Below are 12,143 nucleotides of genomic sequence, written 5' to 3' on the forward strand. Positions count from 1 at the left end.
TCCGGTCGTCATGACAGGCAGGAGGTTGGCCGGTAGGTAAAGCGCCATGGCTGCCAGGAGAAAAGCCCAAGTCCGCCGCAGGCTGTGGGGCTTGCGCCAATGCAGGAGTGCGCCGCAGCGCGTACAACGCAACCCTGCTTGCGAGCGGCGAAAAATGGCAGTGCAATGAGGGCATTCGATCACGCCTACCTGCGCCGCCGTCTGCACGGCCGTCACGAAAATTCCTCCGCCGTCCGTGCTTCCTCCGCCGCCCGTGCTCGCTCCAACGACGCGACCTTCGCAGCATATTCCCAAAAATCCGCGGGGTCGACGACGATGACGATCGCGAGCAGCGCAACGAGTGCACCGAACGCCCATAACGCGGGACCCGGCACGACCGTTGCCATAGCCGAAAGCTTCACCATCGAGGCCACAATGCCGAGCAGAAACACTTCGACCATGCCCCAGGGACGTGCCACCCTCATGAAGCGCACGATGGGGCCGAAGCCAACAGGAACGCGGCCGGCCGCTAACGAGGCGAGCAGGTACGTGAGCAAGCCGAGTTCAAGAAACGGGACGAGAGTAGTCGTCGCAAGAACGAGCGTGGCCACCGGCCACATCCCATGATGCGCCATCGCCCGCACTGCTCCCCATACCGTCGTTTGCGTCGAGAGTCCCTGAATTTCCAGTGTCACGATGGGAAAAACATTACACGTGACGTACGTGATGAAGCCGGCGAACACAAGGGGTAGCAAGGCGGCGATGCGTACCTCGTGATTGCGATACAGCTCGCCGCCGCAACGTCGGCAATAAGCTCGTTCGTCTGGTGAAAGCGGCGCCCGGACGTAGACGGCGTCACAGTGGGGGCAGAGTTTTAACGACGTATCGACATCGACGTGAAACGATCGCATCAGCGCAGACCGAACGAAGTTTGCATGCAATCCCCCTCGCCGGCGAACGCTTCCGAACGAGGGATCTGCTGAAAAAATCCAACGACATCATATAGCACAACGCCTCTGGCCTGGTTGCATCCTTGTTCTATTGACTAACTCTCCATAACTATCTATCCTAGATCACATACTTAAATTCTATATAGAAATGATGCTAACTCCGTATCTTGCCGCCACCGACAAGTTTCGGCGAGGCTCTGACACGCCGCGGGACTACCTGGAACGAGCGTTGGACAAGCTAGACGAAGTAGAGCCTCGGCTTAAGGCTTTTACTGCGCTCGCCATTCCCCGCGCCCGCATTGCAGCCGACATGTCAACCCGTCGATGGAAGTCGGGAACGCCGCTCTCTCCCATCGACGGCATGCCGATAGGCATAAAGGATGTCATCGAAACATTCGACATGCCGACCTCGATGGGGTCACCAACTTACGAAGGGTGGTGCTCGGGACGGGATGCAGCGAGCGTCTTCGCGCTCCGCGAAGCAGGCGCCGTCATTTTGGGCAAGACGAAAACCACGGAGTATGCAGGCACCTACCCTACCGATACCCGCAATCCCCACGACTACAACCGTACGGCCGGTGGCTCCAGCGCTGGGTCGGCGGCCGCGGTCGGCGCAGGGATTCTGCCTGCGGCGCTGGGCACCCAGGTGATGGGGTCGATCATCCGCCCTTCGAGCTTTTGCGGCGCCTACGGCTATAAACCTACGGTCGGCGCCATCAACCGCGGAGGTAGTCACGACTATCAGAGCCACAGTTGCATCGGTGTCATCGGCGCCAGCCTCGAGGATATCTGGGCCACGGCGTACGCCATCGTGGAGCGAGCGGGCGGGGATCCCGGTTCGGTAGGACTGATCGGAACGCAGACACTCGGCGCCGCAGTCAAACCCGCGCGATTGATGTTTTTCGAGACCCCCGGATGGGCGACGGCCGACCCCCTCGCCCGTGAAGGCCTAATGAGATTGCTCGACCGCCTGCGCGAAGTGGGGGTACAGGTTCTATCCCGGCATGACGAACCGCGAATGGAAGCCTTTGAAACGGCACTTTCTGATGTACGGGAACTCGGCTCGAACATCATCAGCTTCGAATCCAGGTGGCCAGCGAATAGCGCAAAATACCGGGACAGCCTGGGATTGAGCCCACTTATGCATGACAGCGCAGCACGCGCAGCCAAACTCGGCCTCGACGGCTATCGCGCCTGCCTGGAGGCCCGGGCTCAGCTCCGTCAGCAGTTCGAAGCACTTGTCCGCGAGGTTGATGCCTTCATCACCTTGAGCGCGCCCGGAGCTGCCCCGCATGGCATCCAGTGGACGGGCGATCCCATCTTTAATGTATCGGCATCCGTATTGGGAGCACCGGCTATTACCCTTCCGCTACTAAAAGTGGGAAGCATGCCGCTCGGCGTCCAGCTGATCGGCGCCCAGCATACCGACCAACAACTATTCAGAACTGCTCAGTGGATTCGATCCGCTACTCACTAATGGAAGAGGACCTCCTCATGTCGACTACCGATCACGTCACTTCAGGTCAGAATTTCAGGTATTCGGTCCGAGATGGGTGGGGTCACCTGCAGCTGGAGCGCCCCGAAGCCGGCAATCGACTCGACCTAGAAACGCTGTCCGCTATCACGAAACTGCTGCATGCCGAATCGCAACATGTGGGCGTTCTATTGATCTCCGCCACTGGCCAAGACTTTTGCTTGGGAAGGGAGCGCATGGAAAAGTCGGCAGCAGTCTCGCCATTCGAAGCGTTCAAGCCGGTGGCCGCGTTCTATGAGGCGTTGTCGGGATTTCCTGGCTTAACCATTTCCGCCGTCCAGGGCAGGGCAGTAGGATTCGGGGTGGGCTTGGTGCTTCGCACGGACCTTTGCATCGCGGGAGACGATGCCAGCTTCACGCTGGAAGAGATTCTTCACGACATCCCCCCCATGTTCGTCCTGGCAGAACTCGTGGATCATCTTCCGCCCAAGCACCTTATGGAAATGATCTTCACGGGCCGGCCCGTCGCGGCCCCGGAAGCGCTAGCCATGGGATTGATATCCCGGACCGTCCCGTCGGTCGACTTGGCCTCGACGGCCCGCGACATGGCTGCAGCCATTGCGAAGTCACACACGTCGCTAATTTCTGCCTGCAAACAGTACATCAAGCAAATACGTGCGGTACCTCAGTCCAGCCGGCTCAATGTCGCACTCAGCGCGCAAACGCTGTACTCGCCAGAGAACTGAACGAGCAGAGTCCGGAATTACCCTAAGTCCAATCCATACCCAGCATAAAAAGCAAAGATCTCCATCGCGGCGCGCTGGTCGTCCTCCGACAGCTTGCTATGAAAATACTGGACGTCTCGGTGAAGGTCCTCCACGATGGCATGTAGTACTTCGACGCCCGCTGGCGTCACACATGCCCATGTAGCGCGGCGATCTTCTTCCGAAGGCACGCGGCGCACATATCCATAGGCCTCAAGTTTGCTCACCAGTCTCGAGGCAAGTGCAGAAGATGCGATATCCAATCGCTCGGCCACTTGCCCAATGGGCAAGCGCTGGTTCGACGCTCCATAGATTTGAACCAAAGCTTGCTGTTCCAGCGGCTCGAGACCGTGCTTGCGGACGCAGTCGTCGATGATCCGCTGCACCCTCCGAATGACGTAGCGCGCTGCGGCGACATTCCGCATGTAATCGTGGAACTCATAGGAATGAAAACCGTGGTTCGTGTCCACCCACTTGACGAAACGTAAACCGCTTTTCTTCGGGCTGACGCGCTTTCCGGTCATGTGTCGTCCTCTTATATTGCCGCGCATGCGGCATGATAGGCATTCGGCAAGAAAATCGATGCCTTCAGTAGTTTATCAAAAACATTTACCTAGGATTGGAACCGCCCAGCGAACCCAGGCCACACCAGATCCAAAACGGGGCAGGAGCAAGCATGAAGGCCTTCAGCTAGCGATTAAGGCCCAAGTCGACATGCCACTGACTAGGCATGCGCAACTTAGCATGCCGCTTCTCTGTTTGATGAAGACGACGTGCGATCGTGCGTGGCTGCGCTCCGCTTCGAGATCAGCAGAAAGCCGCTCTATCCTGCAGGAAGCGGCTCCCCCTACTCCTTGCGGACAAAAGATCTTCCGGTCGACGAGTTGCAGTGCAAGCTCAGCTAGGCAAGCGCGCGAGGCCGTATCCGTTCAGCTGGGGAAAATCCGGTGGAAGGGGACGACGCTCCCGGCACGTGAGCCAGAGACGAAGCAGGTGACGCTCACGACCGGGCTCAGGCCAGTCTTCAAAATCTGTGCGCGAATGCAGCACAGTATAGTTATTGCACAGCTGGATGTCGCCGGGTTGAAGCTCCATGTCGAGATGCAGCTTGGGATCTCGTGCTAACTCGTCGAAACAATCGAGCGCTTCGATCTCCAAGGACGTCAATGGCTGCCCAATCCGTTTCGCGCCCGCCTCAATCTGGGCGCGAATATAGCGGCAGCTGACCAGACCGTCGATCTGCCCGAATACTGGGACGCGATGGGGCGTCACGCCGGCTTCGGTCAGCGCCGCCTCCCGCCTGATATAATGAAAGCCCCGATACAATGGCGGCAGGTACTCGGGGTATCGGCGCAGCAATTCATTGTGCAGCGTCGCTGCGCTGACGACGCTGCTGGCGCCGCCAGCTTTGGCACGACGTAGGCACATCAACCCCACTTCGTCGCAGCCATCGGTGTGGAAAGGCAAATGCGCGTTTGTCTCGTACCCGCGCACATTGATTTGGCCGAACTGGCGGCCATAATCTTTGACATGCCCCAACAGCTCACCGCGCGGGTTCTGCATGACTGGCAGGCCAAGGTATGCCCCTAGCCCCCAGAACACCATCCCGGCCTCATCATCGGGATAGCGCTCGATGGGCAAGCCCGACAGCACGACGACGCCCAAACCCCTCTCAACCTCCTGCGCACAACTTGCGAGCTTTCTTGCCACCGTGGGCAGCGGAAAAGTATCCCGGTCGATTTGAAGCAGCGCCAAGTTGCGGTCCCGGGCGGCTCGGAGCGCCCTGTCAATTTCCTCAACTTCCTCATTCGTGAACGATATCTGCCAATCAAGCCGCTCAGCGAGTTCGGCTCCAATCCAGGCATCCCTCGACGTAATGACATGCATGTAGACCGCCGACATATCACTCCCCTTATTCTGTGCTTGCTAGCTCTTGTCGAGCACGGGCTGCCCAGCCTCGCCTTGCCCGCATCCAATGCCCAAAACGCACTCCGCTTCTAGCGAATGCAGGCAGCCTGGATCTAGGACGAGACCGCTGCCCGCATAGTGTTCAAGCCATCCCTCAACGCTGCTCCAAGCAGGAAGGTCAGCATCATGCTGTGATAGGTCATCCCCATGGAGGCGTTGGCACGACATGCCTCTCTCGACAGTGCAGTGCCCCCGATGGCGATGCCCGCGCGCTGGCATGCCTCGACGCACCGAAACACCGCGTTTTGCACCTTCGGGTGTTTGCCATCAGCCGGAACGCCCAATGAGTACGCCATATCGGTCGGACCGACACACACGGCGTCCACGCCGGGTACGGCCAAAATCTCGTCGATCCGTGCAACCGCCTCGGCGGTCTCAATCATCAGAATGACCGCTATGGCACAGTTAGCCTCCTTGAGGTATGCGTCGCGGTCACAGAATCCATAACACGCCGCTGGCGTGGAAAACGCGACTGCACGGGTACCCATCGGAGGGTACCGACACGCCCGCACGATCCGATTCGCTTGCTCGGGGGTCTCGACCATCGGCACTTGTATCCCGCAGGCGCCAGCGTCGAGTAGGCGGGGAATGTCTTGCTCGAAGGTCCTGACGATCGGCGAGATGCCAACCCCGTGTGCAGCACGAATAGCCTCCGCGACCGTTTCCACGCTCGCGGGACCATGCTCATTGTCGATCACGACGAAGTCATAGCCTGCATGCCCGCACATTTGGATTAGAGCCGGATACGGCGTGCCGATGGATATGCCGTAGACGTGTTCGCCGTTGCGCAATTTAGGAGCGATGCCATGCTCCAAAGGCATCGCCAAGAGATTCTTGATCGTCGTCATTGTGGTTTCACGTCCATGGCCTTGGCCAAAGCTCGATAGCGAGAGTTTTCTTTTTGCACGTTCCGTACTGCTGCGTCCCCAACGCTCCAAGACGGGGAAAGACCGAGTTTTTGCAGTTGGGCATTGGTATCGGCATCGCGCGAAAGCATCTCCAAGGCACTCACCAACTTTGCATGGACCGGCTGCGGCAAGCCCTTCGGCGCAAATACGCCGAACCACCCCCCTACCTCAAAGCCTGGGAAGCCTTGTTCGGCAATGGTCGGGATCTCCGGCCCTAGTGGGTTGCGCCGGAGCGATGAAATCCCCAGCGCCTTGATCTGCCCTGTCTGGAGCAGCGGCAACACGGCGGAGGTATCGGCCACCGTGAACACGATGTGGCCCGCCGCAACATCCGCCAAACTCGGGCCGGTCCCCTTATACGGCACATGAAGAAACTTGATGCCAGCCTCACGTTCGAACAGGGCGATGAAAAACGGATTGGCACTTCCGCCAGTCGCCGCCGTGACCGGCTCTTTGCTTTTTCGGACGTAGGCGATCAACTCCTGGATCGTATTCACCGGAACCTTGGAGTTCACGACGAAGATTTGGACGCCTGTCGCCGAAATGGCCAGCGGCGTGAAATCCTCGTCCGGGTTGTAGCGAACCGCGGCGTTTACCAAAGGCAGAATGGAAATTGTGGCGGTCGACCCCAGCAGCAAGGTGTATCCGTTCGGCGCGGAAGACGCGACGGCTTGTGCACCGATTGCTCCGCCTGCTCCTCCCTTGTTGTCGACATAAACGGGCTGCGTAAGCAACTCGCCCAGTTTGTGCGCAATCAACCTTCCCACTGAATCAACAGGCCCACCAGGCGGAAACGGGACGACAAGCTTGACGGGCCCCGCCGGATAGCTAGGCTCGGCCGCTGGAACGGCAGCCGGCACCGCTGCCCAGCACAACAGCCAAGACAAAGCGATGCACCAGACTTTCATGCGCCCTCCCCGAGTTTGTGTCTAACAATACTCATAATCCCAATACTTTATTCAAGTACCTTATTTTTGTAAAGATATTTTGGATTGCCAGGAATGGGTCCTCGCCAGCAGCGGCTCCCTATATCACCTTAACTTGCTTTACTTGAGTATGTATTTAAAGTAAAATATAATGCAGCACCGCGTCTTCATGAAGCGGCGCGGAGAATTCCCCAGAGGACTGGATTCCGAACCTCATTCTTACGCTCGAATGGAGACCACGCATGGCCTTACCTCTTTCCAAGCAAGTCGCAGCAGAAGAAGTGCCCGTGATCGACCTCACCCTCATACATGGAGGCAGCGAACGCGACAAAGCCAAATTGACGGACCAAATCGTGCAGGTATGTCAAGACATCGGCTTCTTCTACGTGGTCAATCATGGCCTGTCTCCGGCTGACATGAACGCGCCGTTCGAAGCAGCCCGCACGTTCTTCGCGCTACCATCCGAACGCAAGCAGGCAATCGCGATGGCCAAGACGCGCCACTACCGGGGCTACTTGCCAATGAAGACCTTGGGCGACGACCCGTCGCTGAAAGGAAATATCCATGAAGCGTTCCATTTCTATCTGGAACGCGAGCCTAATCACCCGTCAGTCGTCTCAGGAAAACCTTTGCACGGACCAAATCAGTGGCCGGAGGATTTGCCGGGCTTTCGCGAAACTTTGCTACGCTACTACGCGCAAGTCGATGCGCTTGCCTATCGCATGCTCGAACTTTTCGAGATGGGGTTGGGACTACCAGTGGGGCGGCTACGCCGCTATTTCAACGACCCCATGAGCATGATGCGGCTCTTGCACTATCCCCCTCAGGAGCCGAACGAGCCTGGCGACCATATCGGCGTGCGTCCGCACACTGACAATGGCGTCTTCACGATTCTTTCGCAAGATGAGACAGGCGGACTGGAGATCTTAGGCAAGAGCGGAGAATGGATAGCCGTACCGCCTATCCCGGGGAGCTTCGTCATTAACGTGGGCGAAATGATGAAACTCTGGAGCGATGGAATCTTCCTCTCCACCCCTCACCGCGTCGTCAACAGATCGGGCCGCGAACGGTATTCCGTTCCGTACTTCTTGATGCCCGATTACGATGTCCTCATCGAACCTCTTGTGAAGAACACAGGAGAAGTGAACGAGCCAATCCTCCACAACACGACGTTGCGCGGGGAGCGGCTGAGCTGTGGGGAAATTCTGAGCCGTGTCTGGACTCGCATTTGGCCAAGCCTGGATCTGCAACGCATTGACTGATAGCCGCCGTGCGGTGCAACCTTAGCCGTAGCCGGTTTTCTTTCATAAATGGCGCCACCAGGCGCCCATGCAAAGAGACGTTCAATGACTTGCTATCTGATCAGTGAAATCGAATGGCTGGATACGGAGCCAATGAAACGCTACCTACCTCTCGTAGCACTCTCCAAGCAACAATACGGGGGCCGCTATTTGGTTCGCGGCGGATCGCCGCGGCTGCTGGAGGGCGAGGGGAAAGTAACGCGCATGGTCGTTACGGAATTCGATTCCGTCGAACAAGCAATGCGCTGGTGGAACTCCCCCGAATACGCGGAGGCCAAGGCGATCCGTCAACCGGTGACGAAGGCTCGGGTCATCCTCGTCGAGGGCGATGTGGAGCGCATCTTGCAAGACTCGTGACTTGTGAGGAAGGCGGTCGACTGTCGAACCGCCTTGTGTTCTTTTTATTCAATCCGGAGATTGGCGTTGCGGATCAACGTGCGCCACTTTTCGGTTTCCTTTTGGACCCTGCCCCGCGCTGCGGCGGCATCGCCGCCCACGGCCAGGACACCGATCGCCCGAAGGCGTTCCTGAGCGTCGGGCTGACGCAATGTCTCGGCCAGCTTCGTGGACAGCACACCGACAATCGCCGGAGGAGTGCCCGCGGGCGCGAACAATCCAAACCAACCCCCGCTCTCGAAGCCCTTCAACCCTTGCTCATGGAGCGTGGGAACCGTGGGAACCAATGGGTTGCGCTGCAAGGCAGCAATGCCGAGGGCTTTGAGCCTGCCAATCTCCAAAAACGGTCTTGCAGCAGACACATCGGCCGCCACGACGGGAACGTGCCCAGCCACGACATCAGCGATGGCTGGACCGGTCCCCTTGTAAGGAACATGGGACAAGGAGATCCCTGCCTCCTTTTCTAACAAGTACAACGCAAGATCGTCCGGCGTTCCAGCCCCACCGGCCGCAGCCGGCAAGGGGACTTTCTGGGCCTTCGCATATCGGACGAAGTCCGGCATGTCGTCGACCGGTACATTCGGGTGGACCGCAAAGACGTGAACGCCGGTTGCCACCACGCTGATGGGCACAAGATCACGCCCTGGATCGTAGCCGACATCTTTCACCGAGGGGAGTATAGAAATCGTGGCAGTCGACCCAACCAACAAGGTATACCCGTCGGCCGGGGATTTGATCGCGCTCACGGTTCCCACCGTGCCAGAACCACCGGGACGATTATCCACGAAGACGTTCTGTCCGACAGCATCGCCCAGAATCTTCGCCACCGTCCGGCCGATGACGTCCACCGGCCCGCCCGGCGCGTACGGTACGATGAGCCGGATAGGACGAGACGGGTAAGCCTCCGCGCAGAAGGCCGGGATCGCAACAAGGCATCCAAGCAAGACCAGCAAGGCGCCGGCTTGCAAACGCTGTAATGTCATTTTGACCTCGCGAAGGGTCACACGGTGGATCAAGCGCTAAACGCGATTTCGGCGATCTGCCCCAACCCGTAGCCATTGTGCTGAGGAAAATCCGAGGGAAGAGGTCGACGCTGCCTGAAGCTTAGCCACAGACGCAGCATGAGTCGTCGGCGCTCGGGCTCATCCCAATCTTCGAAATCCGTCCGAGAATGGAGAATCGTGTAGTTGTTGCACAGTTGCATGTCGCCGGGTTGCAAATCCATGTCGATGCGCAGGAGCGGATCGACGGCGAGCCGATCCACGCAATCCAGCGCTGCGCGCTCATGGTCGGTCAAGGCCTCGCCCAGGCGGGTCATGGCCGCTTCGATTTGCGCGCGGACATAGCGGCAGCTGACAATGCCATTGATTTGCCCAAATACTGGAATGCGAGATGCAGTAACCGGATCGTTTGTCAGCGCGGCCTCGCGCTTGATATCGCGAAAGCCGCGATACAACGCCGGCAAGAACTGCGGACATCGCTCGTTGATCTCGTTATGAATGGCCAACGCGCTCACGATGCTGCTTCGCCCGCCTGATTTGGCCTTGCGCCAGCACATCAAGCCGACAAGATCGCACCCGTCCGTATGAAAAGGCAGGTGGGCGTTCGTCTCGTATCCCCGGACGTCGAGGTTGCCAAATTTGCGCCCATAATCCTTGACATGCCCCATTAACTCACCTCGGGGATTCTGGGTGACGGGAAGGCCAAGGTATGTTCCGATGCCCCAAAAGATCGTCTCTACGTCTTCAAGGGAGTAATTCTCGGCGGGAAAGCCGCGCACGAGAACAAAACCTCTTCCATTCTCAATCTGCTCCGACCATCCAGCGATGCGGGCCGACAAAGTTGGCAGCGGAAAGTTTTCGCGTCCAATTCGGGGCAAGTCGAGCTTCAGCGCGCGAACGTTGCGAAGTGCTGCATCTAGCTCGGCCACATCCTGCTGGTTCAATTCATGTATCCACTCGGAGGAATCTCGAATGTCTTCCCCCCTCCAGGCTGCAGGATGATCAATTTTCTGCCGATATATCTCGGACATGGTTGGCTCCAGGTTCCTCGGGCGAAAGGCTGATTTATCACTCAGACGGCTTGATGCCGAATTCGACGACTGCACGACGCCACTTCACGCGTTCGGCGCTCAAATGGGCCGCAAACTCTTCACGGGTGCTGCTCGTGGCCGTCACGCCTACACTTGCCAACTTCTCCTTGACTTCGGGATCGGAAACCGCACGCCGAACCTCCTGGGCCAGCCGATCGAGTACCGGGTCGGGCGTGCCTGCCCGGGCAAGGACACCGAACCAACCGCTGCTTTCGAATCCCTTGAGACCCTGCTCGTCTATCGTTGGCAGATCGGGCAAGACGGCGCTGCGCTTGGGCGACGCGATGCCAATCGCCTTCACGTGGCCGCTCTCCAGGAACGGTAGCGCAGCGGCCAGCTCCACGACCATGAACTGGATAACCCCACTCGCGAGATCGTTCAAAGCCGGGCCGCTACCACGGTAAGAGACGCGCTGCAGTTGTATCCCGGTATCGCGCGCGAAGATATAGCCTGCAAGATCCTGGGGCGATCCCAAGAAAGTGCCAAAACTAATGGGTGCTGCCTGCGCCTTGGCAAACGCGACGAACTCCTTCACATTGCTCGCAGGCGTCCGGCTTCCCACAACCAGCACATGCGGACCAGTCGCCACCATCCCGACTGGGGCGAGATCGCGCTCCACGTCATAGGTCACCGCAGGAGAAATATTGGGCAAGATAGAGATCGGCGTGGGCGACCCCATTAGCAGCATGTAGCCGTCCGGAGCTGAACGGGCAACGACCTGAGTTCCGATTGCTCCCGATGCCCCGGCGCGATTTTCGACCACGACGGATTGTCCCAGCCCAACCCCAAGCTTCTGGCCCAGAACGCGCGCAATGATGTCCAACGACCCACCCGGCGGATAGGGAACGACCAAGCGCACCGGTTTGGTCGGATATGTTGTCTCGGCTGCAACGACCGCCCCTCCCGTCGTCATGCATAACCCCACGACGACTCCGCACACCCACCACACCGTACGGCCCATAGTCTTTCTCCCAATAGACGAATGAGACATTTACCCTTTTATATTGCACAAAAGGAGATTATTTGAATACATTACCTAAATTACATATCTAGATAAAATTAGTCAACGGGTTTGACGAGCGCATGGCGTCCCACGCCCATTGGAAAGAAGGCGGATGCACCGGCACGCGGTGTCGCGAGAAGCGGGAAATTTGAGAAGGCCTCGAGTACGGGCCGAAGAAGATAGAGATCCGGGGCGGTTTAGCTACGCGCCGCCTCCATTTTGGAAGCGAAGGCCGCAAGCGAGGGAAGACTAGGACACGACAAGGATCACAGCGGATCGGCTTGGCTGACCAGCCGCGTCCCTAGGCTCAAGCCGTGCCGCCCACCGTCAGCCCGTCTATGCGCAAGGTGGGCTGGCCCACCCCGACTGGCACGCTTTGCCC

The 12,143-nt window shown here is 58.6% G+C and carries 13 protein-coding genes; 4 read left to right on the plus strand and 9 right to left on the minus strand.

Annotated elements, in window-relative coordinates:
* Both Q0319_RS10355 and Q0319_RS10360 read right to left on the minus strand, forming a co-directional pair.
* Positions 1–216, minus strand: a 216-nt coding sequence (locus Q0319_RS10355; RefSeq protein WP_299452260.1) for a paraquat-inducible protein A, incomplete at its 3' end; no start/stop codon positions are given.
* Positions 213–920, minus strand: coding sequence for a paraquat-inducible protein A (locus Q0319_RS10360; protein WP_299452262.1), 708 nt, complete (start codon positions 918–920; stop codon positions 213–215). The genes Q0319_RS10360 and Q0319_RS10355, both read right to left, overlap by 4 nt.
* A 160-nt stretch (positions 921–1,080) precedes the next feature.
* Here Q0319_RS10360 and Q0319_RS10365 point away from each other — a divergent pair, with 160 nt between their 5' ends.
* Both Q0319_RS10365 and Q0319_RS10370 read left to right on the plus strand, forming a co-directional pair.
* Entirely contained in the window at positions 1,081–2,406 is a 1,326-nt protein-coding gene (locus Q0319_RS10365; RefSeq protein ID WP_299452289.1) for an amidase, read from the plus strand.
* Between the two features lie 17 nt (positions 2,407–2,423).
* The gene (locus tag Q0319_RS10370; protein ID WP_299452265.1) at positions 2,424–3,149 is read left to right on the plus strand and encodes an enoyl-CoA hydratase/isomerase family protein; all 726 of its coding nucleotides are present in this window, start codon (positions 2,424–2,426) and stop codon (positions 3,147–3,149) included.
* Positions 3,150–3,166: 17 nt separating this feature from the next.
* On the opposite strand, the gene Q0319_RS10375 is transcribed toward Q0319_RS10370, so the two are convergent.
* The 4 genes from Q0319_RS10375 to Q0319_RS10390 form a co-directional block, all read right to left on the minus strand.
* Entirely contained in the window at positions 3,167–3,691 is a 525-nt protein-coding gene (locus tag Q0319_RS10375) for a MarR family winged helix-turn-helix transcriptional regulator (RefSeq protein ID WP_299452267.1), read from the minus strand.
* Positions 3,692–4,064: 373 nt separating this feature from the next.
* Positions 4,065–5,069, minus strand: a complete 1,005-nt coding sequence (locus tag Q0319_RS10380) for a TauD/TfdA family dioxygenase (RefSeq protein WP_299452269.1) — start codon at positions 5,067–5,069, stop codon at positions 4,065–4,067.
* 119 nt (positions 5,070–5,188) lie between these two features.
* A complete protein-coding gene (locus Q0319_RS10385; protein ID WP_299452272.1) occupies positions 5,189–5,983 on the minus strand; it encodes an aldolase/citrate lyase family protein in 795 nt (264 codons plus the stop codon).
* Positions 5,980–6,951: a tripartite tricarboxylate transporter substrate binding protein gene (locus Q0319_RS10390; protein ID WP_299452275.1), complete on the minus strand. Its 972-nt coding sequence runs from the start codon at positions 6,949–6,951 to the stop codon at positions 5,980–5,982. Before Q0319_RS10390 ends, Q0319_RS10385 begins: the two co-directional genes overlap by 4 nt.
* A gap of 260 nt (positions 6,952–7,211) precedes the next feature.
* On the opposite strand from Q0319_RS10390, the gene Q0319_RS10395 reads away from it, so the two are divergent.
* Positions 7,212–8,231, plus strand: coding sequence for a 2-oxoglutarate and iron-dependent oxygenase domain-containing protein (locus tag Q0319_RS10395; protein WP_299452278.1), 1,020 nt, complete (start codon positions 7,212–7,214; stop codon positions 8,229–8,231).
* Between the two features lie 84 nt (positions 8,232–8,315).
* Complete coding sequence (locus tag Q0319_RS10400; RefSeq protein WP_299452280.1) at positions 8,316–8,627, plus strand: DUF1330 domain-containing protein; 312 nt, start codon at positions 8,316–8,318, stop codon at positions 8,625–8,627.
* A gap of 44 nt (positions 8,628–8,671) precedes the next feature.
* Here the strand turns inward: Q0319_RS10400 and Q0319_RS10405 are convergent, their stop codons facing one another.
* From Q0319_RS10405 to Q0319_RS10415, 3 genes are read right to left on the minus strand one after another with little or no spacing between them, the layout of a single operon-like run.
* Positions 8,672–9,682, minus strand: a complete 1,011-nt coding sequence (locus Q0319_RS10405) for a tripartite tricarboxylate transporter substrate binding protein (protein WP_299452282.1) — start codon at positions 9,680–9,682, stop codon at positions 8,672–8,674.
* On the minus strand, positions 9,679–10,698 hold the full coding sequence (locus Q0319_RS10410) for a TauD/TfdA family dioxygenase (protein WP_299452284.1): 1,020 nt from the start codon (positions 10,696–10,698) through the stop codon (positions 9,679–9,681). Before Q0319_RS10410 ends, Q0319_RS10405 begins: the two co-directional genes overlap by 4 nt.
* 37 nt (positions 10,699–10,735) lie before the next feature.
* Positions 10,736–11,671 carry a tripartite tricarboxylate transporter substrate binding protein gene (locus Q0319_RS10415; protein ID WP_299452286.1) on the minus strand — a complete coding sequence of 312 codons (936 nt, stop codon included), beginning with the start codon at positions 11,669–11,671 and terminating at the stop codon, positions 10,736–10,738.
* Positions 11,672–12,143 lie beyond the last annotated feature (472 nt).

Source organism: uncultured Pigmentiphaga sp., from assembly GCF_937950555.1.
Taxonomy (GTDB): Bacteria; Pseudomonadota; Gammaproteobacteria; order Burkholderiales; family Burkholderiaceae_B; genus Pigmentiphaga.

What these genes read in the sequence shown, in the direction of transcription:
- Q0319_RS10365 (WP_299452289.1), top strand. Translation starts at nt 1,081, where the DNA reads ATGCTAACTCCGTATCTTGCCGCCACCGACAAGTTTCGGCGAGGCTCT.
- Q0319_RS10370 (WP_299452265.1), top strand. Translation starts at nt 2,424, where the DNA reads ATGTCGACTACCGATCACGTCACTTCAGGTCAGAATTTCAGGTATTCG.
- Q0319_RS10375 (WP_299452267.1), bottom strand. Translation starts at nt 3,691, where the DNA reads ATGACCGGAAAGCGCGTCAGCCCGAAGAAAAGCGGTTTACGTTTCGTC.
- Q0319_RS10380 (WP_299452269.1), bottom strand. Translation starts at nt 5,069, where the DNA reads ATGTCGGCGGTCTACATGCATGTCATTACGTCGAGGGATGCCTGGATT.
- Q0319_RS10385 (WP_299452272.1), bottom strand. Translation starts at nt 5,983, where the DNA reads ATGACGACGATCAAGAATCTCTTGGCGATGCCTTTGGAGCATGGCATC.
- Q0319_RS10390 (WP_299452275.1), bottom strand. Translation starts at nt 6,951, where the DNA reads ATGAAAGTCTGGTGCATCGCTTTGTCTTGGCTGTTGTGCTGGGCAGCG.
- Q0319_RS10395 (WP_299452278.1), top strand. Translation starts at nt 7,212, where the DNA reads ATGGCCTTACCTCTTTCCAAGCAAGTCGCAGCAGAAGAAGTGCCCGTG.
- Q0319_RS10400 (WP_299452280.1), top strand. Translation starts at nt 8,316, where the DNA reads ATGACTTGCTATCTGATCAGTGAAATCGAATGGCTGGATACGGAGCCA.
- Q0319_RS10410 (WP_299452284.1), bottom strand. Translation starts at nt 10,698, where the DNA reads ATGTCCGAGATATATCGGCAGAAAATTGATCATCCTGCAGCCTGGAGG.
- Q0319_RS10415 (WP_299452286.1), bottom strand. Translation starts at nt 11,671, where the DNA reads ATGACGACGGGAGGGGCGGTCGTTGCAGCCGAGACAACATATCCGACC.